The sequence below is a fragment of the Duganella margarita genome, from assembly GCF_009857535.1.
GTDB classification, from domain to species: Bacteria; Pseudomonadota; Gammaproteobacteria; order Burkholderiales; family Burkholderiaceae_D; genus Rugamonas; species Rugamonas margarita.
Genome location: NZ_WWCS01000007.1, coordinates 274,950 through 296,154 on the forward strand (window position 1 = coordinate 274,950; position 21,205 = coordinate 296,154).

At 64.0% G+C, this 21,205-nt stretch carries 18 protein-coding genes; 7 read left to right on the forward strand and 11 right to left on the reverse strand.

Annotation, left to right across the window (positions count from 1 at the left end):
* Positions 1 to 26: 26 nt before the first annotated feature.
* Together GTP55_RS13705 and GTP55_RS13710 are read left to right on the forward strand one after the other, a co-directional pair.
* On the forward strand, positions 27 to 1,070 hold the full coding sequence (locus GTP55_RS13705; protein ID WP_161045487.1) for a choice-of-anchor J family PEP-CTERM protein: 1,044 nt from the start codon (positions 27 to 29) through the stop codon (positions 1,068 to 1,070).
* Positions 1,067 to 2,470 (forward strand): PA domain-containing protein, encoded by a 1,404-nt coding sequence (locus GTP55_RS13710; RefSeq protein WP_161045488.1) that lies wholly within the window; start codon positions 1,067 to 1,069, stop codon positions 2,468 to 2,470. The genes GTP55_RS13705 and GTP55_RS13710 overlap by 4 nt, the downstream gene beginning before the upstream one ends.
* On the opposite strand, the gene GTP55_RS13715 is transcribed toward GTP55_RS13710, so the two are convergent.
* From GTP55_RS13715 to GTP55_RS13730, 4 genes are all read right to left on the reverse strand, one after another.
* Positions 2,471 to 3,892 carry an efflux transporter outer membrane subunit gene (locus GTP55_RS13715; protein ID WP_161045489.1) on the reverse strand — a complete coding sequence of 474 codons (1,422 nt, stop codon included), beginning with the start codon at positions 3,890 to 3,892 and terminating at the stop codon, positions 2,471 to 2,473.
* Complete coding sequence (locus tag GTP55_RS13720) at positions 3,889 to 5,160, reverse strand: efflux RND transporter periplasmic adaptor subunit (RefSeq protein ID WP_161045490.1); 1,272 nt, start codon at positions 5,158 to 5,160, stop codon at positions 3,889 to 3,891. The genes GTP55_RS13715 and GTP55_RS13720 overlap by 4 nt, the downstream gene beginning before the upstream one ends.
* 1 nt (position 5,161) lies before the next feature.
* Positions 5,162 to 8,374, reverse strand: a complete 3,213-nt coding sequence (locus GTP55_RS13725) for an efflux RND transporter permease subunit (RefSeq protein ID WP_161045491.1) — start codon at positions 8,372 to 8,374, stop codon at positions 5,162 to 5,164.
* A gap of 80 nt (positions 8,375 to 8,454) precedes the next feature.
* On the reverse strand, positions 8,455 to 8,787 hold the full coding sequence (locus GTP55_RS13730; RefSeq protein ID WP_161045492.1) for a PilZ domain-containing protein: 333 nt from the start codon (positions 8,785 to 8,787) through the stop codon (positions 8,455 to 8,457).
* Between the two features lie 83 nt (positions 8,788 to 8,870).
* Between GTP55_RS13730 and GTP55_RS13735 the strand changes: the two genes are divergently transcribed.
* Positions 8,871 to 10,205: a RecQ family ATP-dependent DNA helicase gene (locus GTP55_RS13735; RefSeq protein WP_161045493.1), complete on the forward strand. Its 1,335-nt coding sequence runs from the start codon at positions 8,871 to 8,873 to the stop codon at positions 10,203 to 10,205.
* Here GTP55_RS13735 and GTP55_RS13740 read toward each other — a convergent pair.
* From GTP55_RS13740 to GTP55_RS13750, 3 genes are all read right to left on the reverse strand, one after another.
* Entirely contained in the window at positions 10,110 to 11,240 is a 1,131-nt protein-coding gene (locus tag GTP55_RS13740; protein WP_161045494.1) for an esterase-like activity of phytase family protein, read from the reverse strand. The two genes, GTP55_RS13735 and GTP55_RS13740, sit on opposite strands and share 96 nt — an antisense overlap.
* Positions 11,241 to 11,257: 17 nt before the next feature.
* Positions 11,258 to 12,406, reverse strand: a complete 1,149-nt coding sequence (locus tag GTP55_RS13745; RefSeq protein WP_161045495.1) for a GTP-binding protein — start codon at positions 12,404 to 12,406, stop codon at positions 11,258 to 11,260.
* An 89-nt stretch (positions 12,407 to 12,495) separates the two neighbouring features.
* Positions 12,496 to 12,924, reverse strand: a complete 429-nt coding sequence (locus GTP55_RS13750; RefSeq protein WP_161045496.1) for a Fur family transcriptional regulator — start codon at positions 12,922 to 12,924, stop codon at positions 12,496 to 12,498.
* A gap of 44 nt (positions 12,925 to 12,968) precedes the next feature.
* Between GTP55_RS13750 and GTP55_RS13755 the strand changes: the two genes are divergently transcribed.
* Positions 12,969 to 13,313 (forward strand): hypothetical protein, encoded by a 345-nt coding sequence (locus GTP55_RS13755; RefSeq protein WP_161045497.1) that lies wholly within the window; start codon positions 12,969 to 12,971, stop codon positions 13,311 to 13,313.
* A 99-nt stretch (positions 13,314 to 13,412) separates the two neighbouring features.
* Positions 13,413 to 15,389, forward strand: a complete 1,977-nt coding sequence (locus GTP55_RS13760) for a TonB-dependent receptor (RefSeq protein WP_161045498.1) — start codon at positions 13,413 to 13,415, stop codon at positions 15,387 to 15,389.
* A 4-nt stretch (positions 15,390 to 15,393) separates the two neighbouring features.
* On the opposite strand, the gene GTP55_RS13765 is transcribed toward GTP55_RS13760, so the two are convergent.
* Positions 15,394 to 15,966, reverse strand: a complete 573-nt coding sequence (locus GTP55_RS13765) for a TetR/AcrR family transcriptional regulator (RefSeq protein ID WP_161045499.1) — start codon at positions 15,964 to 15,966, stop codon at positions 15,394 to 15,396.
* A 152-nt stretch (positions 15,967 to 16,118) separates the two neighbouring features.
* Between GTP55_RS13765 and GTP55_RS13770 the strand changes: the two genes are divergently transcribed.
* The gene (locus GTP55_RS13770) at positions 16,119 to 17,714 is read left to right on the forward strand and encodes a methyl-accepting chemotaxis protein (protein ID WP_229257919.1); all 1,596 of its coding nucleotides are present in this window, start codon (positions 16,119 to 16,121) and stop codon (positions 17,712 to 17,714) included.
* Positions 17,714 to 18,478 (forward strand): substrate-binding periplasmic protein, encoded by a 765-nt coding sequence (locus GTP55_RS13775; RefSeq protein ID WP_161045501.1) that lies wholly within the window; start codon positions 17,714 to 17,716, stop codon positions 18,476 to 18,478. Before GTP55_RS13770 ends, GTP55_RS13775 begins: the two co-directional genes overlap by 1 nt.
* A gap of 4 nt (positions 18,479 to 18,482) precedes the next feature.
* Here GTP55_RS13775 and GTP55_RS13780 read toward each other — a convergent pair whose 3' ends face one another.
* The 3 genes from GTP55_RS13780 to GTP55_RS13790 form a co-directional block, all read right to left on the reverse strand.
* Positions 18,483 to 19,208 (reverse strand): ABC transporter ATP-binding protein, encoded by a 726-nt coding sequence (locus GTP55_RS13780; RefSeq protein WP_229257920.1) that lies wholly within the window; start codon positions 19,206 to 19,208, stop codon positions 18,483 to 18,485.
* Positions 19,187 to 19,960, reverse strand: coding sequence for an ABC transporter permease (locus GTP55_RS13785; protein WP_229257928.1), 774 nt, complete (start codon positions 19,958 to 19,960; stop codon positions 19,187 to 19,189). Before GTP55_RS13785 ends, GTP55_RS13780 begins: the two co-directional genes overlap by 22 nt.
* Positions 19,961 to 20,142: 182 nt before the next feature.
* The gene (locus tag GTP55_RS13790; RefSeq protein ID WP_161045503.1) at positions 20,143 to 21,129 is read right to left on the reverse strand and encodes an aliphatic sulfonate ABC transporter substrate-binding protein; all 987 of its coding nucleotides are present in this window, start codon (positions 21,127 to 21,129) and stop codon (positions 20,143 to 20,145) included.
* Positions 21,130 to 21,205: the final 76 nt, after the last annotated feature.

The following is a 21,205-nucleotide window of genomic DNA, read 5'->3' on the forward strand; positions in this document are numbered from 1 at the left end:
GCCGTATAACCCACCCGGGAGATGATATGAAGCCGATCAACCATCTGGCGGGGCTGTTGTTGGCCGCCGCCAGTTGCTCTGCTGTTGCCGTACCCTTGCTGGGCGAGGGCTTTGATGACATCCGCACGCTGCCCGCCAACGGCTGGGTGCTGATCAATAACAGTGCGCCGCCCGGCAGCACCAACTGGTTCCAGGGCAATCCGGGCTTCTTCCCGGCCGCCGCCGGGCCGGCCGATTCCTACATCGCGGCCAACTTCAACAATGCCGCGTTCGGCGGCGAAGTCAGCAACTGGCTGCTGACGCCGGAAGTCAAGCTCTACAACGGCGAGTCGCTGAACTTCTCGCTGCGCCTGCTGGGCGAGGGTGCACTGGACCGGGTGGAAGTTTACTTCAGCACCAGTGGCGCCGGCACCGACGTCGGCAACAGCTTCTCTTTGCTGACGGCATTTGAGGCCGACCTCGATACCGGCTGGCAGCAGCGCGCCGTACTGGTCGACGGCCTGACCGGGCCGGCCAGCGGCCGCTTCGGCTTCCGCTACGTGGTCGACGACACCAGTCTCAACGGCAACTACATCGGCATCGACAGCGTCAGCATCAACGCCATTCCCGAACCGTCGACGGTGGCGCTGATGTGCTTCGCGGCGATGGCCTTACGTTTTCGCAAGCGCTGGTGCCGCCGTTGGCTGTTCACTGGCGGCATGGCCAGCCTGACGCTGGCGGCGCACGCGGCCGCACCGGATCAGGACGGCGTGATGCGGTTTCCGCATGTGCAGGTCGCGACTCAGCCGTCTGCGCCAGCGGCGCCGTCCGGCGCCGGCCTGATGGCCTATAAAGACCCGGTCACCGGCAAGTTGACCAGTCCCAATCCCGAACAGGCGGCGTTGCTGACGTCGGCAATGCGGGCGGCGGCCCCGCTGGCCAGGCAGGCGCCGCCGCAAGTGGCGCGCGCCCGGCACGGCGGCGTGCGCCTGATGCTGGACGAGCGCCACGACCGTTTCGCCGTCGCCCGCAAGGCCGCAGACGGCAGCATCACCGAAACCTGCGAACCGGCGCCGGGAGAGCAAAAATGAACAAGCTGCCGACCTTCTTGCTGGCGCTGCTGCTGTGCTCCAACAGCTGGGCCGCCGCCACCATCACCATCGTCAATGGCGACCCGGCCGGCGTTGGCTTCAACGATCCGACGCCGGTGGCGCCGGTGGGCGGCAACACCGGCATCACGCTGGGGGCGCAGCGCTTGAATGCGTTCCAGGCCGCCGCCAGCAAATGGGGCGAAACGCTGGATAGCGACGTCCCCATCCGGGTGCTGGCCACCTGGGACGCGCTGCCGTGCACCGATAGCGCCGCCGTGCTGGGCAGCGCCGGCGCGCTGGAGGTGTTCTCCGATTTCCCCGGCGCGCCGCAAGCCAACGCCTGGTTCGGCAAGGCCGAGACGAACAAGCTGATCGGTTTCGACGCCGACCCGGACACACCCGACATCCGCGCCCGCTTCAACGTCAACCTGGGCCAGCCGGGCTGTTTCACCGGCTCGCCGTTCTATCTTGGGCTGGACAACAACCACGGGCCGAATACCGATCTGGTGACGGTGCTGCTGCACGAGTTTGCGCACGGCCTCGGCTTCCAGACCTACACTGACGACGAGACCGGCGAGCTGCTGGCCGGCGTTCCGAGTATCTGGGATTACTTCCTGCTGGATACGACCACCGGCAAGGTGTGGAAAGACATGAACGACGCCGAGCGGGCGGCGTCGGCCATCAAGTCCGGCAAGCTGGTGTGGAATGGCATGCAGGTCACCAATGCCGCGCGGCTCGTCTTGCAGGCCGGCACGCCGATCCTGACGGTGCTGACGCCACCGGAAGTAGCCGGCGTCTACCAGGTTGGCACCGCCGCCTTCGGGCCGCCGCTGGGCAGTCCCGGGCTGACCGGCGAGGTGATGCCGGTGGTGGATACGCCGCCGGACCTGGGCCTGGCCTGCACGCCGCTGTCGGACCTCAACATGCGCGCGGTGCGGGGCAAGATTGCGATGATCGACCGGGGCGCGTGTACGTTCGTGTTCAAGATCCGCAATGCGCAGGAGGCGGGCGCCATCGGCACGATCGTGGTCGACAACGTGGCGGGCGCGCCGCCGCCCGGCATTGGCGGCAGCGATCCCGGGATCGTGATCCCGGCGGTGCGCATTACGCTGGAAGATGGGCAGACGTTGAAGCAGGCCATCGCCCGGCGCACCCGCACGCATTCTGGCATGTACGCCAATCTCGGCATCAATCTGGGCGTGCGGGCCGGCGCCGATCCGCTGGGGCGGGTGCTGATGTATGCGCCGCGGCCCAATCAGCCGGGTTCGTCGGTGTCGCACTACGACACCAGCGCCACGCCCAACCAGCTGATGGAGCCGGCCATCAACGCCGACCTGCGGCATGAACTTGGGCCGCCGTTCGACCTGACCTATCCGCTGCTCAAGGACATCGGCTGGTGATCAGCGCCAGCCGCCGCCCAGCGCCTTGATCAGGTAGACGGCGTTGACCATCTGCTTGCCGCGCAGCTGCACGGCGATGCGCTGGTTGGCCAGCAAGGTCTGCTGGGCGGCGATGACGTCGAAGTAGGTTTCCACGCCGCCGGCGTAGCGGTCGTTCGCCAGTTCCAGCACGCGGCGCGACCCGGCGACGCTGGCGTCAGCCGACAGCTGCGCGCGCCGCAGCGTGGCCAGTCCGGTCATGCCGTCTTCGACTTCCTGCATGGCGGTCAGTACGCTTTGCCGGTAGTTGGCGACGGCGCCGCTGTAGCCCGCCTTGGCGATGGCGACCGTGGCGTCGGTCCTGCCGGCGTCGAACAGGGTTTGGGTCAGTGCGGCCCCTAGCGACCACAGCAGGCTGGGGGCTTCGATCAGGCGGCTCATCTGGTTGCTGTCCCAGCCGCCGTTGGCTTGCAGGTTGATGCTGGGGAAGTAAGCGGCGCGGGCGACGCCGATGTTGGCGTTGGCGGCGGCCACGGCGCGTTCGGCGGCGGCGACGTCGGGGCGGCGCTGCAGCACCTGGGCGGGCAGGCCGACCGGCAACGGCGGCGGCGTCAGCGCCATGGATGCAGGTGTCAGTTTGAAGGAGGGCGCCGCCACGCCGGTCAGGGTGGCCAGCGCGTGCTCATACTGCGCGCGTTGCTGGTTCAGCAGTTCCAGCTGGGTGCGGCTGGCGTCCAGCAGCGATTGCTGTTGGGCCAGGTCAAGGCCGGTGGCGGCGCCCAGCTGGTGGCGGGCCTGAATGAAATCGTAGGCTTTGCGTTGCAGCAGCAGGCTTTCGCTGAGGACGGCGATTTCGCTGTCCAGCTCGCGCAGGTTAAAGTAGTCGGCCGCCAGTTCGGCGACCAGCACCAGGCGGGCGTTCTCAAAATCGGCGGCGGCCTGTTGGGCGGAGGCTTGGGCGCTGCTGACATTGCTGCCCACGCGCCCGAACAGGTCGGCTTCGTAGCTGACGGCGAAACCCAGCTGATAATTGTTCTGTACCGTGGACTGGTTGGCGACATCATAGGCGTTCTGCGGGCGGTTGGCCGAGGTCTTCTGGCGGGCGGCGCCGGCTTGCAGGCTGGCTTGCGGGAACAGTCCGGCGCTGCTGACGGTAACCTGCGAACGGGCCTGCGCCAGCCGGGCGGCGGCTGCGGCCAGGCTCTGGTTGCGGGCCAGCGATTGCTGTACCAGCAGGTTGAGCTGGGCGTCGCCGAAGATTTCCCACCAGTTGCCCTTGAGCGCGCCGTCATCCGGTGCGGCGGCCTGGAAAGGCTCATCGGACTGCCACGCGGCCGGCAGGTCAATGCCAGGCTTTTCGTAGACCGGCGCGCTGGCGCAGCCGGCCAGCAGCAGGGCCGCGAACAGCGGCCTCAGGGCGGCGGGAACCGGCAGCGCTCTCATCGGGCCGCCTGTGCCGCGCCGCCGGCGCCAACGCCCGCCGTGGCCGCGCCAGCGCCAGCGCCAGCGGCCACCGTGCGCACCTGCACCACGTCGCCGTCAGCCAGCGAGTCTGGCGGACTGAGCACCAGCTTGTCCGCTGTGCTGATGCCGCTCAGCAGTTCGATGTTGTCGCCCAGGTCATGCCCCAGCGTCACCGGCTGCAAGCGTACCTTGCCGCCGTCGCCCACCACCGCCACACGCGGCCCCTCGGGCCGGAACAGCAGCACATTCGACGGCGCCAGCAGCGCGCCCGCACTGCGGTCCAGCGGCAGCGCTACCTGCACATAGGCGCCTGCCAGCAGCGCGTTGTCCTGGTTCGGCAGATTGATCTCCAGCTGCAAGGTGCGCGTGGCGGCGTCAATCGCGCCGGCCGTGCGCGCCACCGCGCCGTCGAACACCTTGCCCGGCAACTCGGCCTGCGTGATACTGACCTTGTCGCCGACCTTGATGCGCTGCGCGTACGTCTGCGGCACATACACATACACGCGCAGGGTATCGACCTGCGCCAGCCGGAACAGCGCATTGCCGGCGCCGCCATTGCCGCCGTTGATCAGATCCCCGACCTCCACCGAGCGCGCCGTCACCACGCCGGCGAACGGCGCCACCACCCGCTTGAACGCCTCGGTGCGCTGCAGCCGGCGCACATTGGCCTCGGCGGCCGCCAGATTGGCCTGCGCCTGCGAATATGCGCTGACCCGCTCATTGAGCTCCTGCTGGGTCACGGCATCGCGCTTGCTCAACGCATCCCAGCGCGCGGCCGACGTCTTCGCCAGCTCCAGCCCGGACGCCGCCTGCTGGCGCGCCGCCACCGCCTGCGACAACTGCTGGTCGACTTCCGGCGTATCGATCTCCGCCAGCAGCTCGCCCTTGTTGACCCGGCTGCCGATATCTTTGTGCCAGCGCAGCACATAGCCGCTGGCGCGCGCATAAATCGGCGATTCGATCAAACCCTGCAGGGTGCCGGGCAAGCTCAGCGGCTCGCCGTTTTTGGCCACCGTGGCGCTGGTGGTGACGACAAATTGCTGGTTCAGCGCCACGGTCGATTGATGCAGCCCATCCGCATGCACGGAACGCAGCGCCAGCGTTGCGGCGCCGCCCAACAACAGCAGCGCGACGACCACCGCGCCGGCCAGCCGGGCGCGCCTGAGCACCGCATGACGCTGCGGATAAGCCTGACCCTCCGCCGAGGCGCTATGGATGCCGAGTGCGGCGTGACGATTTTCGGACATGTCAAGGATTCCCTTCTGCGACGGCCGGCATCACGTGCGCATGGCGCCCGGCACGATGTTCAAGATAACGATGGATGGACGCAAACACCACCGGCACAAACAGCAGCGTCGAGACGGTGGCAAACAGCAAACCGCCGATCACGGCGCGGCCCAGCGGCGCATTCTGCTCGGCGCCTTCGCCGAAGCCAATCGCCATCGGCACCATGCCGATGATCATGGCCAGCGCCGTCATCAACACCGGGCGGATGCGGGTAGCGCCAGCTTCCAGCGCGGCCGACAGCGCCGGCAGACCGGCATCGAGCTGCTGGCGCGCGAACGACACCATCAGGATCGAGTTGGCGGTCGCCACGCCCATGGTCATGATGGCGCCGGTCAGCGCCGGCACGCTCAGCGTGGTGCGGGTCAGGAACAGCATCCACGCGATGCCCGCCAGCGCTGCCGGCAGCGCGGTAATGATGATGAAGGCGTCCACCCACGACTGGAAGTTGACGACGATCAGCAGGTACACCAGCACGATCGCCATCGCCAGCCCGACGCCAAGGCCGAGGAAGGAAGTCTGCATCGTTTCCACCTCGCCGCGCACGTTGATCTTGCTGCCGCGTGGCAGGGCGGCGCGCGTTTGCTCCACCAGCTGGTTGATGTCGGCGGCGGTGGAGCCGAGGTCGCGCCCCTCCACACTGACGTAGATGTCGATCACCGGCATCAGGTTGTAGTGCGACACGTCGGCCGGCTGTACCGCCGGCGCCACCTGCACCAGGCTGCTCAACTGCTGGCTGGCGCCATCGCCGTCACCGGCGCCGCCCGGCGTGCCGGCCGCGCGAACCGGCGTGCGCAGCAGCGCATCCAGATCGTCGATGTGATATTGCGGTGACTGCACGGCCAGGTTGTACACCACGCCGTTGGCGGGATTGAGCCAGAATGCAGGCTGCGTCTGCGAACTGCCGGACAGGGTAATCAACAGGTTTTGCGCCAGGTCGGTCGGATTCAAGCCCAATTGCTTGATCCGCGTGCGGTCCATCTTCAGCCCCAGCGTCGGCAGGTCCATGCGCTGCTGGATGTGCACATCCACCGTGCCAGGAACCTGCTTGACCTTCTTCATCAGCGCTGCGGCGATCTGGTAGTTGCTGGCCAGGTCCTTGCCGGCGATCTGGATGTCCATCGCCGCCGGCTGGCCGAAGTTGAGGATCTGCGTGACGATATCGGCCGGCTGGAAGAAGAACTCCACGCCCGGGAAGCGCTGCGGCAGTTCGCGCCGCAACTGGTCGATATAGACTTGCGAAGGCGCGTGGTCCGCGCTCAGCGCCAGCAGCACTTCCGCATCCAATGTGCCGATGGTGCCGGCGTTGCTGTACGAGAGGTTGATGGCGGAATACGGTGTACCCAGGTTATCGAGAATGGTTTGCAGATCATGAGGCGGAATCACGGTGCGGATGAATTTTTCCACTTCGTCCACCTTGCGCGCGGTCTCTTCGATGCGGGTACCGGTCGGCATGCGCATATGGAGGCGGATCTGGCCCGCATCCACCGACGGAAAGAAGTCGCGCCCCAGCGTGAACACCAGCCCAAGCGACAGCACGCAGAACAGCAGGAAGGACAGCGCGAAGCGGCGACGCTGCGTCAGCAGCGACGACAGGATCACAATATAGCCGCCCCGGAAGCGCTCGAAGCCGGCGTTGAAGCGCTGGTAGGCGCGCTGCAGCAGGCTGGGTCGGGCGTCGGCGGCTGCGGGTGCGTGGGCGTGCCCCATCAGCATCATGACCAGCGTCGGCACCAGGGTGCGCGACAGGATGTAGGAGGCGAACATCGCAAACACCACCGCCTGCGCCAGCGGCACGAACAGATAGCGCGCCACGCCGGTCAGGAAGAACATCGGCACGAACACGATGCAGATGCATAGCGTGGACACCAGCGCCGGTACGGCGATTTCGCCGGCGCCGTCGGCAATCGCCTTGTGCAGGTCCGAGCCCTGGTGCATATGGCGCTCGATGTTCTCGATGGTGACGGTGGCGTCGTCGACCAGAATGCCCACCGCCAGCGCCAGGCCGCCCAGCGTCATGATGTTGATGGTTTCGCCCAGCACGTACAGCATCAGGATCGACGACAGGATGGACAGCGGAATCGACACCGCGATAATGCAGGTGCTGCGCCAGTTGCCGAGGAAGATCAGGATCATGGCGGCGGTCAGCAATGCAGCGATCAGCGCCTCGCGGATCACGCCCGAGACGGCGGCCTTGACGAACAGCGACTGGTCGAACAGCGGCGTGATCTTCAGTTCTTTCGGCAGCTGTTGCATGGCCTGCGGCAGCAGGCCCTTGAGCGTATTGACGATATCCAGCGTCGAGGAGCCGCCGTTGCTCAGCACCGACAGCAGCACGCCCCGTTCGCCGTTCTGGCGCACGATGTTGGTTTGCGGAGAAAAGCCGTCGCGCACATGCGCCACTTCGGACAGATAGGTGACGGCGCCGTTCTTGTTCAGCACCGGGATCTGGTTCAAGCCGGCGATGGTGTCGGGCGAGCCGTTCATGCTGACGTTGAATTCCGTGGCGCCGATCTTGGCGGTGCCCGACGGCAGGGTCAGATTCTGCACGCTGATGGCGTTGGTCACGTCGGTCGGCGTCAGGCCCTTGGCGGCCAGCGCGCGCGTGTCCAGGTCCACCGAAATCAGGCGCGACTTGCCGCCGTAAGGGTAGGGCACCGAGGCGCCGGGAATGGTGACTAGCTGCGGGCGCAGGAAGTTGACCGCGGTGTCGAACATCGCCTGCTCGGTCATGCTGCTGCTCGACAGGCCAAGCTGGATCACCGGAATGCTGGAAGCGGAATACTTGATGATCAGCGGCGGCTGCACGCCCGGCGGCAACTGCTTGAGCTGCGCCTGTTCCACCGCCACCACCTGGGCCAGCGCGGTCTGGATGTTGGCGTTAGGCTGGAAGAAGATCTTGACGATGGTGGAACCAGCCAGCGATTGCGATTCCACATGCTCGATATCGTTGACGGTGGTGGTCAGGCTGCGCTCCGTGGTGGAGGCGATGCGCTGCCCCATCTCTTCCGCCGACAGGCCGTTGTACTGCCAGATGACGCTGACCACCGGGATGTCGATAGCCGGCAGGATATCGGTCGGCATCTTGGTCAGCACCAGTGGCGTCGACAGCAGGATCAGCAGAGCCATCACGATAAACGTGTACGGCCGCCGCAAGGCAATTTGTACGATCCACATATGAGTAGGTTCCGTATGGAGAGATGCTGACCACACTTTGCGCTAGCGCGCCTGTTCCTACAACTATCGTTTGGCAGGGGTTAGACCGGGGCGGTGGTGACGTAATCGACGATGCGGTCGGCGCAGGCTTCGGAAATGGCGATGAAGCGGGCGCCATTGCGGAAGCGGCCGTGGGTGCCTACCGCGCTGCTATTGACCACGGTGAGGGTGATCTCATTGCGGATCGCGCTGCCGGGAAAGCAGAAATTCAGTAGCAATTGTTCATCCGTGCGCATGGCGTGGTCGCTGACAAACGCCACCCCCATGCGCGAGATATCGATGATCTGCGCAGGCTGGGTATATGTTCCATGCATGTCGCTGAGATGGGCGTCCACCTGTAGCAAACGCCGTACATGCTCTCGTCTCGGGTCCATCGTTGTTTGGGATAGCCGCTAAAACCACTAGTATAGTGTGGCGGCGTACATACCGGCGATATGTTTTTTAATACGCTGAGCGCATGACTACACCACTCGACAAGAAGATAGACCGGCTGCTGCACAAGGTATTCGGCATGGAGGCGCTGCGCGATGGCCAGCGCCGCGTGATCGACAGCGTGCTGGCCGGCCGCGACACGCTGGCCGTGATGCCCACCGGCAGCGGCAAGTCGCTGTGTTACCAGTTGCCGGCGCGCCTGCTGGACGGCATGACGCTGGTGGTATCGCCGCTGATCTCGCTGATGAAGGACCAGGCGGAGCGGCTGGAGGAGACCGGCATCGCCAGCGCAACGCAGGTCAACAGCAGCCTGTCGCGCGCCGATGAGCTGGAGGCGCTGGAAAGCATCGAAAAAGCCGGCAAGGATGTGGTGTTCTGCACCCCCGAGCGGCTGGCCACGGCCGAGTTCCAGGAACTGCTGAAGCAGAAGAAAATCGCGCTGGTCGTCATCGACGAGGCGCACTGCATTTCGCAATGGGGCCACGACTTTCGGCCGGCGTTCATGGAAATCGGCGCGGCGCTCGAAGCGCTGGGCAAGCCGCAGGTACTGGCGTTGACCGCCACCGCCACCGACGACGTCATCGCCGATATCCGCGGCCAGCTTGGCCGGCCGCGCATGCGTGTGGTGAACACCGGGATTTACCGGCCTAACCTGCAATACCGCGTGCGCCAGGTGACCAATCCGGAGGAAAAGAACCAGATGCTGCTCGACCTGGTGCGCCAGACGCCGGGCGTCGGCATCATCTACGCCGCCACCGTCAAGGCGGTGAACGAGACTTACCGGCTGCTGCTGGACGCCGGCGAAAGCGTAACGCTGTACCACGGCCGCCTGAAAGCGGCGGAGCGCAGCGAGAACCAGAACCTGTTCATGAACGGCGAACGGCGCGTGATGGTGGCGACCAACGCCTTCGGCATGGGCATTGACAAGACCGACACCCGCTTCGTCATCCATCTGCAGGTGCCCGGCAACCTGGAAGCTTATTACCAGGAATCCGGCCGCGCAGGCCGCGATGGCGAGGACGCCGAATGCACGCTGCTGTACTACCATGACGATACGCGACTACAGAAGTTCTTCCTCATGAAGAGCAAGGCGCCGGACGAGAAGCATGAACTTGACCGCGAAAAGCTGGAGCGCATGATCGGCTACGCGCAGAGCGGCTTTTGCCGCTGGAAGCTGCTGCTCGATTACTTCGGCGATCCGGTGCCGGGCTTCGAACATTGCTGCCGCTGCGACAACTGCCTGTCGCCGCCCGTCATTTCAGGCCTAGGGGATCACCTCGAACAGCAGGAACTGGGTCACCTGGGTCTTGCTGAAGTTGTCGTCCGAGATCAGCACCAGGCTGGCGTGGCCGTTGGCTAGGCGCGGGCCGAACGAAATCCCTTCCAGGTTATCGACGATCGGCAAGCCGACGCTGGCCATGTCCAGCACCAGGCGCTTCTTCACTTGCGTAAAGACCGCGCCTTGCAGCGTCGGCAGGTGCTGGATGTCGGTGGCGCCGGTCGTGTCGATTTCGTAGACGCGCACATAGGTCTTGTAGCTGTTGTCGTCGGCTTGCACGCCGGACCGTTCCAGCGTCAGCATGCGGGTCTCGCTCAGGGCCAGCATTTCCGAGATGCCGTTGTCGGCTTCCTTGCCCTTGCCTGGCGTGGCGGGAATCGCGTCGAGCGGATAGGCGTACTGGCCCAGCACCTTGCCGTCGCGGGTGAAGTGGGTGATGCGGTTAACCGCGCCGTGCGTCGGATCAGGCGCCGGCCCATCCTGGTACATCGGACCTTCCAGCGATACCCACAGCGTGCGGCCGTCCGGTGCAAAGCTCAGGCCTTCAAACGCCTGATTGTCGCGGGGGCCGGATTTGCGTTCCTTTGACACCGTGAACAGCGGCGGCAGCGGCAGTTCGGCAATAAAGCTGCCATCGCGGCGCGCGTGGCGCACAAACGGATCGAACCCCAGCTTGACGTCACCTTCGCTGGCGTACCAGATGCTGCCGTCCTGCGGATCGACGCGCATGGTTTCGAGGTCCGGCACCACGCCGGCGCCGGGCTTGTAGGCTTCCTTGGAGGGATAGACGCTGCCGTCCGGCTGCAACAGCAGCGACACGCCGGTCAGCTGCGCCGACTTGAACGCGTGTTCGTCGAACGCCAGCCTGGCGCGGTAGTAGCGCGCCGGATTGTGCTGCGAACGGTCGTCGCTGATGATCACCCATTCGTCACTGGCGGCGTCGTAGTCGATGCCGGACAGGCCGCCCACCATGGTGCCTTGATACTGCATGCGGTAGGGCAGGCGCTGTTCGCCGATGAAGCGCAGGCTGGAGATCGTGTCAGGTTGCTGAACCGGCAGCTGCGCGCAGGCTGCAAGCATTAGCGCGCTGATAAGAGTGGCGATGGTCTTTTTCATGGACGCGCATCATATCATCACTCGATATACCATGGCGGGAACGGGTCAGGGTAGTGCTGCCACACCGCTTCGCCGGCGGCGGCTTCCCCATCCGTCAGCACGCAATAGGAAAAAGCCTCCTCAATCGCGGCGCGGTCAAGATTCTGGCCAATGAACACCACTTCGTTAAAGCGGTCGTCATAAGGCTCGGCCCAGCGGCCGACCGGTTCCACCGACGCGATCTTGCCGGCGCGCGAATAGGTCGCCGCCCATTCCGGTCGCGTGGCGAGCCACAGATAGCCCTTGGCGCGTATCAGGCCGGGAAAGGCCTGGTCGAGAAAACGGTTGAAGCGCTGCGGATGCAAGGCGCGCGGCTCGCGCAGCACAAAGCTCGAGATGCCGTATTCCTCGGTTTCGGGCGTGTGCTCACCGGCCAGTTCACGCGCCCAGCCGGCCATTTCACTGGCTTTCTCGAGATCGAACTTGCCGGTGCCCAGAATTTTATGCAGCGGCACGCGGCCGTGTTCAGCATAAGTAATCGTCGCAACAGGATTGAGCGCCTTGATCACCGCGCGCACCTCGCCCAGGTGCTCCAGCGAGACCAGGTCGGTTTTGCTGACCACCACCACGTCGGCAAACTCGATCTGTTCCGACAGCAGCCCGGCCAGCGAGCGGTCGTCGCCTTCGCCGGCGGTTTCACCGCGCTGCGCCAGGAAATCGGTGCTGTTGTAGTCGGCCAGCAGGTTGAGGGCGTCGACCACTGTCACCATGGTGTCGATGCGCGCCACCTGGTTGAGCGAATGGCCATGTTCATCCTCGAAATCGAAGGTGGCCGCCACCGGCATCGGCTCGCCCACGCCGGTTGATTCGATCAGCAGATAGTCGAAGCGGCCCTCGGCGGCCAGCTTGCGCACTTCCAGCAGCAGGTCTTCGCGCAAGGTACAGCAGATGCAGCCGTTGCTCATCTCGACCATTTTCTCTTCGGTGCGGGACAATTCGGCGCCGGCGTTGGCGCTGCCGTCACGCAGCAGGCTGGCGTCGATATTCACCTCGCTCATGTCGTTGACGATGACGGCCACGCGCAGGCCGTCACGATTGGCCAGGATGTGGTTGAGCAGGGTGGTCTTGCCGGCGCCAAGGAAGCCGGAAAGGACGGTCACGGGCAGGCGTGGATCTGGAATGGACATGCTGAATCTCGCTTAATAAATGCAATCGAGTTGCATATTAGGCGGATTCAGGTGTTAACGCAACAGGGTTGCGTTAATTTGAGGTCAAATTATTTCTTGCGGTTGCAGCTGGCGCAGGTGCCCTTGATGAGGAAGTCGATTTCCTGGGTCTGGAAGCCGTCCGGCAGCTTGATCTTGCGCGGCAGCGCCACGTCGGTGAAGCAGGTGACCTGTTCGCACTTGGTGCACTGGAAGTGCGCATGCTCGTGCGCGTGCTGTCCGGCGCCGGCGCTGAAGCGCCATACCTGATCGGCGCCGGCGATGCGGTGAATCAGTTCATTTTCGGTCAGCCATTCCAGCACGCGATACAGCGTGACCGAGTCGAGTTCCTCGCGCGTGGTCTTGGTCAGGTGGGCTTGAATCTCGTGATGGGTCAGCGATTTTTTCTGGCCCAGTAAAAAGTCCAGGACCAGCACGCGCTGGCGGGTGACGCGGGCGCCGGTAGCGCGGATTTGTGATTCGGCGATATCTGTGTGCATGCCGCTATGGTAACACGGCGCGTATTGCGGTTAGAATACCGGCCATGAAGTCCCGCCGCCCGTTTGTTCATCTGTTCCTCGCGCTCCTGCTGCTGCTCACGCAGCAGGTCGGGGTAACGCACATCTATTCGCACTGGGATGGGATTGAGCAGCAGCAGAACGTCCAGCTGAGCGACGAGGACCACGCGGAACACCGCAAACGCGTCGCCGTCCACAAGGTTTGCGCGGAATGCGTGTCGGTGGCGCAGATGGCGGCTGCCATCACCAGTTCGCCGCTGACGCTGGCGATGTCCACCCTCAGCACCGGCCCGGTCACCGTGCCGACCACGCTGCCTGCATGCGAACGCACCACCTGCGTCTTCCAGTCCCGCGCACCACCTCTGGCCTGACACCCAAAATCCGTTTTTACATTTTGAGTTTTTTGCGCCGCTGCGGCCCGCAAGGGTACGTTGTGCGCGACCGTCAATCACATCGCTAGAGGTTTTACAATGAAGATTCAACGCACGCTGCTGGCCGGCGCGATCCTGTCCGCCTATTCCACGCTGGCTTTCGGCCAGGCCGTCGTTCCACAGGTGATGGTTACCGCATCCCCGTTCAGCAACGCCGCCAGTGACCAGATCCTGACCCCGGCCAAGGTGCTGGCCGGCCACGAACTGCGCGACAAGACCGGCAGCTCGCTGGGCGAAACGCTGTCGCAGGAACTGGGCGTGTCGGCATCGGCGTTCGGCGCCGGCGCTTCGCGTCCCATCATCCGCGGCCTGGAAGGCGCCCGCGTCAAGATGCTGGAAAACGGCATGGCCGTCTCCGACGTCTCCGGCCTGTCCAACGACCACGCGGTGGCGGCGGAAGGCGCGGTGGCGCAGCAGATCGAAATCCTGCGCGGCCCGGCGGCGCTGCTGTACGGCTCGGGCGCCATCGGTGGCCTGGTCAACGTCGTCAACGAACGCATTCCGACTGCGCTGGAGCCCAAGCTTACCGGCCAGCTGGAAGCGCGCGGCAGCACGGTAGACAGCGGCCGCAATCTGTCCGGCACCATTGATGGTTCGGTCGACAAGATGGCGTGGCATATCGACGGTAACTTCCGCAACGCCGACGACTACAAAATCCCCGGCAACCGCGTGCTGGGCGATCCTGATTCGGCTTCCGGCCGTCTGCCGCATTCGGACACGCGCGCGCGTACCGGCGGCATCGGCGGTTCGTGGGTGGATAGCTGGGGCTTTGTCGGCGTATCGGCCTCGCGCCTGTCGAATGTGTACGGCATCCCAAGCGACGAAGGCTCGAAGATCGACCAGAAGCAGACCCGCTACGACATCGACAGCCTGGTAAAAGCCCCATTTGAAGGCTTTGAAACCCTCAAGTTCAAGGCCGGCTACACCGACTACAAGCACGCCGAAATCGGCGAGGATGGCGCGCCGGAAGTGCTGTTCAAGAACCGGGCGACCGAAACCCGCGTCGAGCTGACGCACAAGCCGGTGGCCGGCTGGCATGGCACCTTCGGCCTGCAAACCGAAAACACCAACTTCTCGGCGCTGAGCGCGGAAGGCGGCCCGGATACCGTGCCGGTCACCCATTCCACCTCCAACGCCTTGTTCCTGGTTGAGGAAACCGACTTTGGCCCGGTCAAGTTCAACGCCGGTGGCCGCGTGGAGCGCGTCAAGCGCGAGCCGGTGACGGGCGTCGAGCGTTCGTTCAACCTGCAATCGGCATCGGTGGGCGGCCTGTGGCCGTTCGTGCCGGGCTACGCGATCGGCGCCACGCTGTCGTACGCACAGCGCGCGCCATCGACCGAGGAACTGTATTCCAGCGGTCCGCACGACGCCACCATCACCTTCGATATCGGTAACGCGGATTTCAAGAAGGAGACCTCGCGCAATATCGAACTGAATCTGCAGAAGACCACGGGACTGGTGCGCTGGAAGGCCAACGTCTTCCGCAACAAGGTCAGTGACTTCATCTATGGCCACATTACTGGCAAGCTGCTGGACGAAGACGGCAATCCGGGCGAGGAACTGCGCGAGCGCATTTTCGAACAGGCTGACGCCACCATCCAGGGCGCGGAAGCGGAGCTGGAATACAACCCGACCGGCGCCGGCTGGTCCGGCCGCGTCTTCGCCGACACGTCGCGCGGCAAACTGGAACGCGGCGGCAGCTTGCCGCTGCAACCGGCCAACCGCGTCGGCGTCAGCACCGCGTACAAGATGGGCGCCTGGCGCGCGGGCCTGTCGCTGGTGCACGCGCAGTCGCAGGACCGTTTGGCGTCGTTCGAAACCAGCGATACGCCAGGCTACAACCAGCTGAACGCTAATCTGTCGTACACGCAAAAAGTGGATGGCGCCGACTTGACCTGGTTCCTGCTGGCGAAGAACCTGACCAACGACGAGATCCGCGTGTCGACCTCGGTGCTGAAGGACATCGCGCCGCTGCCGGGCCGTAACGTGGTGTTCGGCGTGCGCGTCAAGTTCTGATGGTTTAGTCGCGCGGGGCGGCGAACTGCTGTTCGACCAGCCCAATCAGCGCAGCCTGCATCTGCTGCTTCTCCAGGTCGGAGAAGTGGCGGATGTTGAGCATCTCCAGCATGACAAAGCCGTCCAGCGCCGTCCATACCGACAGCGCCAGGCCGGCACTCTCGGCCACCTGCGCCAGATCGCCGCTGCGACTGTCGTACATACCTTTCACGGGCACCAGCAACGAAGGGTAGGTAGAAGCGGCAGCCAGCAGGTTGGCCATGATTTTCTTCTCCTGAGGGCCCATCGTAAACGCGTAGTTGATACGCGCAATCAGGAACTTCTTGATTGCCGCACGCGGATCTGCTTCGGGATCGACGCAATGCGCGTCCACCTTGGCGCGCATGCGCTCAACCAGCGCGTGCAGCAATGCCTCTTTGGATTTGAAGTGGTAAATCAGGCCGCCCTTGGTGACGCCAGCACGCGCGGCGACGCCGTCGAGCGTAACGTCGTGAACGCTGCCCTCCGAAATGATGGATTCGAGGACGTCCAGAAGCGCATCGCGATTGCTGGTGCGCGCTCCGTGAGCTGAGGTCATGACGATCTAGGAATAGGTGATAGTACGTAATTTTACTACGCCGGCGTCGTAAGCCACAAATCATGCATATGAAGTGCATGAAAAGCAATGAACATTTCCAATGGTTAACCATGTACTATACGTACAGTATAGTTAAATATGGAGCCTGTGAGATGCAGTTGAAACATCGATTGGTCGTGAGCCTGGGATTACTGAGTTTGCTGTCGCTACTGATTGGCGGCGTCGGGATTTCCGGTGTACGGACGTTAAACCGGAACCTGGACGACATCGCGGATATAAATAATCCAGAGATGTTATTCGCCAGCGCGTTGCAGAACTCCATCCAGGATCGCATGATCGCTATCCGCAATGTGATACTGCTGACCGATCCGCAAATGGTGGCGCCAGAAGTTGAGCGCATCAAGCGCCAGGAAACCCTCTATCGTGATTCCTACTCTGGCTTGGGGAAGATGTTTGACGCAGAAGCCGGCACCACCGACGAAGAAAAGCGCTTGTTCGCCAAACTGGGCGAACTGGAAGCGGCTGCGCAGCCGGCTTTCGCGGCGGTACTCGACGCGGGGCTGAAGAACGAGCGTGAACTGGCGACCAGGCTGGCGATCGACAGGCTGCGGCCCGCGCAGCGCGCATGGATTGATGCCGCGCAAGCGCTCAAGGACAAGGAGATTAAGCTTAATGAAGAGGCCAGCGCCGCAGCCAAGAGCGCCGCGGACAAGGCCTACACAACGATCCTGCTGCTGGTGGTGGTAGCGCTGGTGGTGAGCGTGACGGTCAGCGTGCTGCTGACGCGCGTCGTGATGCGGCAGTTGGGTGGCGACCCCGCCGAAGCGCAGGCGATTGCCGGCGAAATCGCCGCCGGCAACCTGGCGTTCGCGGTCGATACCTCGCAGATGGCGAACGACAGCCTGATCGCCTCCCTTGAACAGATGCGCGTGAGCCTCAACCGCATGGTGGCGGAGATCAAGGGTTCGGCTGACACCATCGCCCATGCCGCCGCCGAAATCGCCGATGGCAATAGCGATTTGTCGCGCCGCACCGAAGAGCAGGCATCCTCGCTGGAGGAAACCGCCGCCAGCATGGAAGAAATCACATCGACCATCGGCAACAACACCAATAACGCGGCGCAGGGTCAGGGCGAGGCGGAAAGCGCGCTGCAAATGGCCACCACCGGCGGCGACGTCGTGCAGCGCGTGATCGCCGCCATGGACAAGGTATCGGATGGCAGCACGCGCATGACCGAAGTAATTGCGACCATTGAAGGTATCGCCTTCCAGACCAATATCCTGGCGCTGAACGCCGCAGTGGAAGCTGCGCGCGCCGGTGAGCAGGGGCGCGGTTTTGCCGTCGTGGCCAGCGAAGTGCGCGCACTGGCGCAGCGCTGCGCGGCGGCGTCGCAGGAGATTCGCAACCTGATTATGGGATCGGTGTCGGATATCGGCAGCGGGGCCGCAGCCGTCGACGAAGCGGGACGCGCGATGTCCGGCATCTCGGAGTCGATCGGCCGGGTCAGCGGCATCATGCGCGAAGTGGTGGCGGCGTCCGTTGAGCAGCGCGCCGGCGTGGAGCAAGTCAACGCAGCCATCATCAGCATGGACGACGTCACGCAGCAAAATGCGGCATTGGTGGAGCAGGCGACAGCGGCGGCGCACGCATTGGCGGAGCAGGCGGAGGGCTTGCGCGCCACGGTTGCCCGTTTCAAGGTGGATTCGCTGACGTCTGCCGACAGACAGCCGGTGAAGCTGCTGAATTGATGCGCGCTGTGTTGATTGCATGGCTGCTGTGCTGCGGCGCCGGGTGGCTAGGCGTGTGCGCCGCTGTGCCAAGCGAAAAATTCAAGCTGCTGGCCTATGATCAGTCGCCCTACACACAGGCCGATGCCGATGGCACGCCCAAGGGCGCGGCGGTGGAGATGGTGCAGGAGATTTTTGCCCGATTGCGCGTGATGCCACAACTGCACATCTATCCGCTGGCGCGTTCCCTGGCCCTGTTCGAGCATGGCTACGCCAGCGGTATCTTCACCATGAAGAAGACGCCGGAGCTGGAGCGGCAATATGCTTTCTCAGACCGGCCGCTGTTCAAGCAGGAGATGGTACTGTTTGTGCGCAAGGATATGCCGATTGAATTTAGCGGCGACTTGCGGACCTTGTCCGGGCGCTCTGTTGGGCTGGTGCGCGGGGCGGCCTATGGGCAGGTGGTGGATGCGGCGGTTGGCAGCCGCGTTTTTTCTCGACTCGACTACGCCTCGCATGACGAGTGGAGCTTTCGCAAGTTGATAGTGGGGCGGGTCGACGCGGTGATCACCGGGCGGCAAACGGGCCTGGCGATGCTGAAAAAAATGCATGCTACCGCAAGCTTGCGGATTGTTGGCCCGCCGCTGGCTATCACCGAAAGTTACATCATGTTCGACCGGCGTGCTATCGATGCCGGCTTTTTGCGGAGGTTTAACGCGGCCATGGCGCTGGTGCAGAAGGATGGCAGTGCATCCCGCATCAAGGCGAAGTACGGGTTGCAGTAGCGCGTCAGACGTGAAGGCTGTCGAGAATCGCGGCCTTTAGATGTGCGGCATCGGCGTTGCCGCGTTTACGTGGTGTCGGGCCGGGATGGAACTCGGTCAGGCCGCCGTCCAGCAGAACTACGCGGTCGCTCAGGTAGAGCGCTTCGTCGATGTCGTGCGTGACCAGCAGCACGGTGAGTTTGTGCTGGTGGGCGACCTTCAGCAGCAGGTCTTGCAGCTTCATGCGGGTGAAGGCGTCGACTGCGGAGAAGGGTTCGTCCAGCAGCAGCACGCGCGGCTGCGTGAACAGGCCGCGCGCGATGGCGGCGCGTTGGGCCTGGCCGCCGGACAGCTGTTTCGGCAGCGCTTCGGCATGGTCTTGCAGGCCCACTTCCGCCAGCAGGCGCGTCACCAGCCGTTGCGAGGACAGGGCGTTGTTGCTGTCGAAGGCGACGTTTTCGGACACCGTCAGCCAAGGGAACAGGCGTGGTTCCTGGAAGATGAAACCGATGTCGCGGCTCACGCCGTGCAGCGCTTTACCTTCCAGTTTGATCTCGCCGCTGAAATTCCGATCGAGGCCAGAGGCGATCGACAGCAGGCTGCTTTTGCCGCAACCGCTGGCGCCGATCAGGCTGACCACTTCTCCCGCTTGCAGTTGCAGGCTGAGGTCGCGCAGCACGGTGCGCGCGCCGTAGCGTTTTTCGGTGACGTGGATATCGAGGACGATGGTCATGCGTAGCTGTCGCGCCATGCAAGGCTGCGTTTTTCAATGGCGGCCATCAGGCTGTCGCTGATTTTACCGAGGATGGCCAGCAGGAAGATGGCCGCGAGGACGATATCGGCGCGGCTGGTTTCGCGGCCGTCGGAGAGCAGGTAGCCGAGGCCTTTGCTGGCGGCGATCAGTTCTGCGGCGACCATGAACATCCACGCCAGACTGAGACCGTTGCGCAGGCCGGTGAGGATGGCCGGCAGGGCGGCGGGCAGCAGCACCCGCCGCGTTAGCGCGACGTTGGACAGGCGGTATAGTCGTGCTACTTCAATCAGTTTGCGGTCTACGCCGCGAATGCCGGAGGCCACACCCATGTAGACGGGGAAGAAGGCGCCGATGGCGATCAGGACGATTTTCGGTGCTTCGTCGATACCGAGCCAGAGCAGCAGCAATGGCACCCAGGCCAGCGACGGAATCGCGCGCAGCGCCTGGAAGCTTGGATCGAGAATGGCCTCGGCGTGGCGGCTCAGGCCAACGGCGGCGCCCAATAGTACGGCCAACACGGCGCCCGCCGCGAAGCCGGCGACCACGCGCAGCGTGCTGGCGACGATATGGCCAGCCAATCCTTGCGCGCCAAGGTCACGCAATGTAACCAGGATCTGCGATGGTGCAGGCAGCATATTGGCGGGAATCAGCCCGCCACGCACCGATAGCTCCACCGCCACCAACACTGCCACCGGCAACAGCAGACCAAGCAAAGCGCGCCGCCATCGTCCTCCGGCAGCACCTGGCATGCTGACGCCGAATGTTGGGTCGGGCGACGCTACAGCAACGGTGCCTGCATCGGCAGCTGCCGCGGAGCCTGCCGCCGCCGAGCCGCGATCGCACGCTGGCGTGGTGTCGCGTGTCGCATCCCGGTGCGCGGTGGCAGCTTCTGTGGGTGATGCGGCCAGTTGGCTGCTCATGCTGGCTGCTCCTATGCCTTCGTAATGTAAGGCTGCGCGAAGCGGGTATCCACCAGCTCCGCGATGGCGCGGTTCAAGTCTGTGTCGCCCTTGACCAGCGCCTCGGCTTTGAGGATCGGCGCGGCCACCTGCAAGGCCTTCACATGCTCGCTACCTGGCTGCGGATTACTGAAATCACTACGCAGTTTCACCTGCAACAGCGCCACCGGTAACGTCACCTTGGCCTCTTCAGACAAGATCTTGGCCGCCTCGCCAGGATTGGCGATCACCCAGGCGCGCGCACGTTCATACGCCTTGATCACACGCGCCACTTCCGCCGGCCGCGTCGCCAGGAACTCCTCGCGCACATTCAGAAAACCGTAGGTATTAAACGCCACATTCCGGTAAATCAGCTTGGAGCCGGCTTCCAGTTCACTGGCCGCCATGTGGGGATCAAGTCCGGCCCACGCGTCCACCTTGCCTTGCTCCAGCGCCGCGCGGCCATCCGCATGCTGCAAGCTCACATGCTCGATATCGCTGCGCTTCAAGCCCGCAGTCTGCAAGGACCGCAGCAGGAACAGATACGGGTCGGTGCCCTTGGTGGCCGCTACCTTCTTGCCCTTCAAATCCCCCACCGAGCGAATCGGCGAATCCTTGCGTACCACCAGTGCCGTCCACTCCGGCCGGGAGAAAATATACGGTGTCTTGATTGGATTGCCATTCGCCTTCGCCAGCAACGCCGCCAGGCCAGCCGACGAGCCGATATCGATACTGTTCGCGTTCAGATATTCCAGCGCGCGATTGCTGCCGGCGCTCAGCACCCAGCGCACCTGCACGCCGTCCGCCTTGAACTCATCCTCCAGCCAGCCAAAACGCCGCAGCACCAGACTGACAGGGGAGTAGTAAGCGTAGTCCAGCCGCAGCTCCTTCAGCGGAGCGGCGACCACCAGCGATACAGGGGACAAACCAGACAAGGCGGCACTGCCGGCCGCCAGTTTCAACAGGGTTCTGCGCTTCATGTTTTCCCAATGTTAGGCGAGGATGCGTAAAGTATTACATCCACACCTAAGCAGGTACACGAAGAAATCCGGCTTT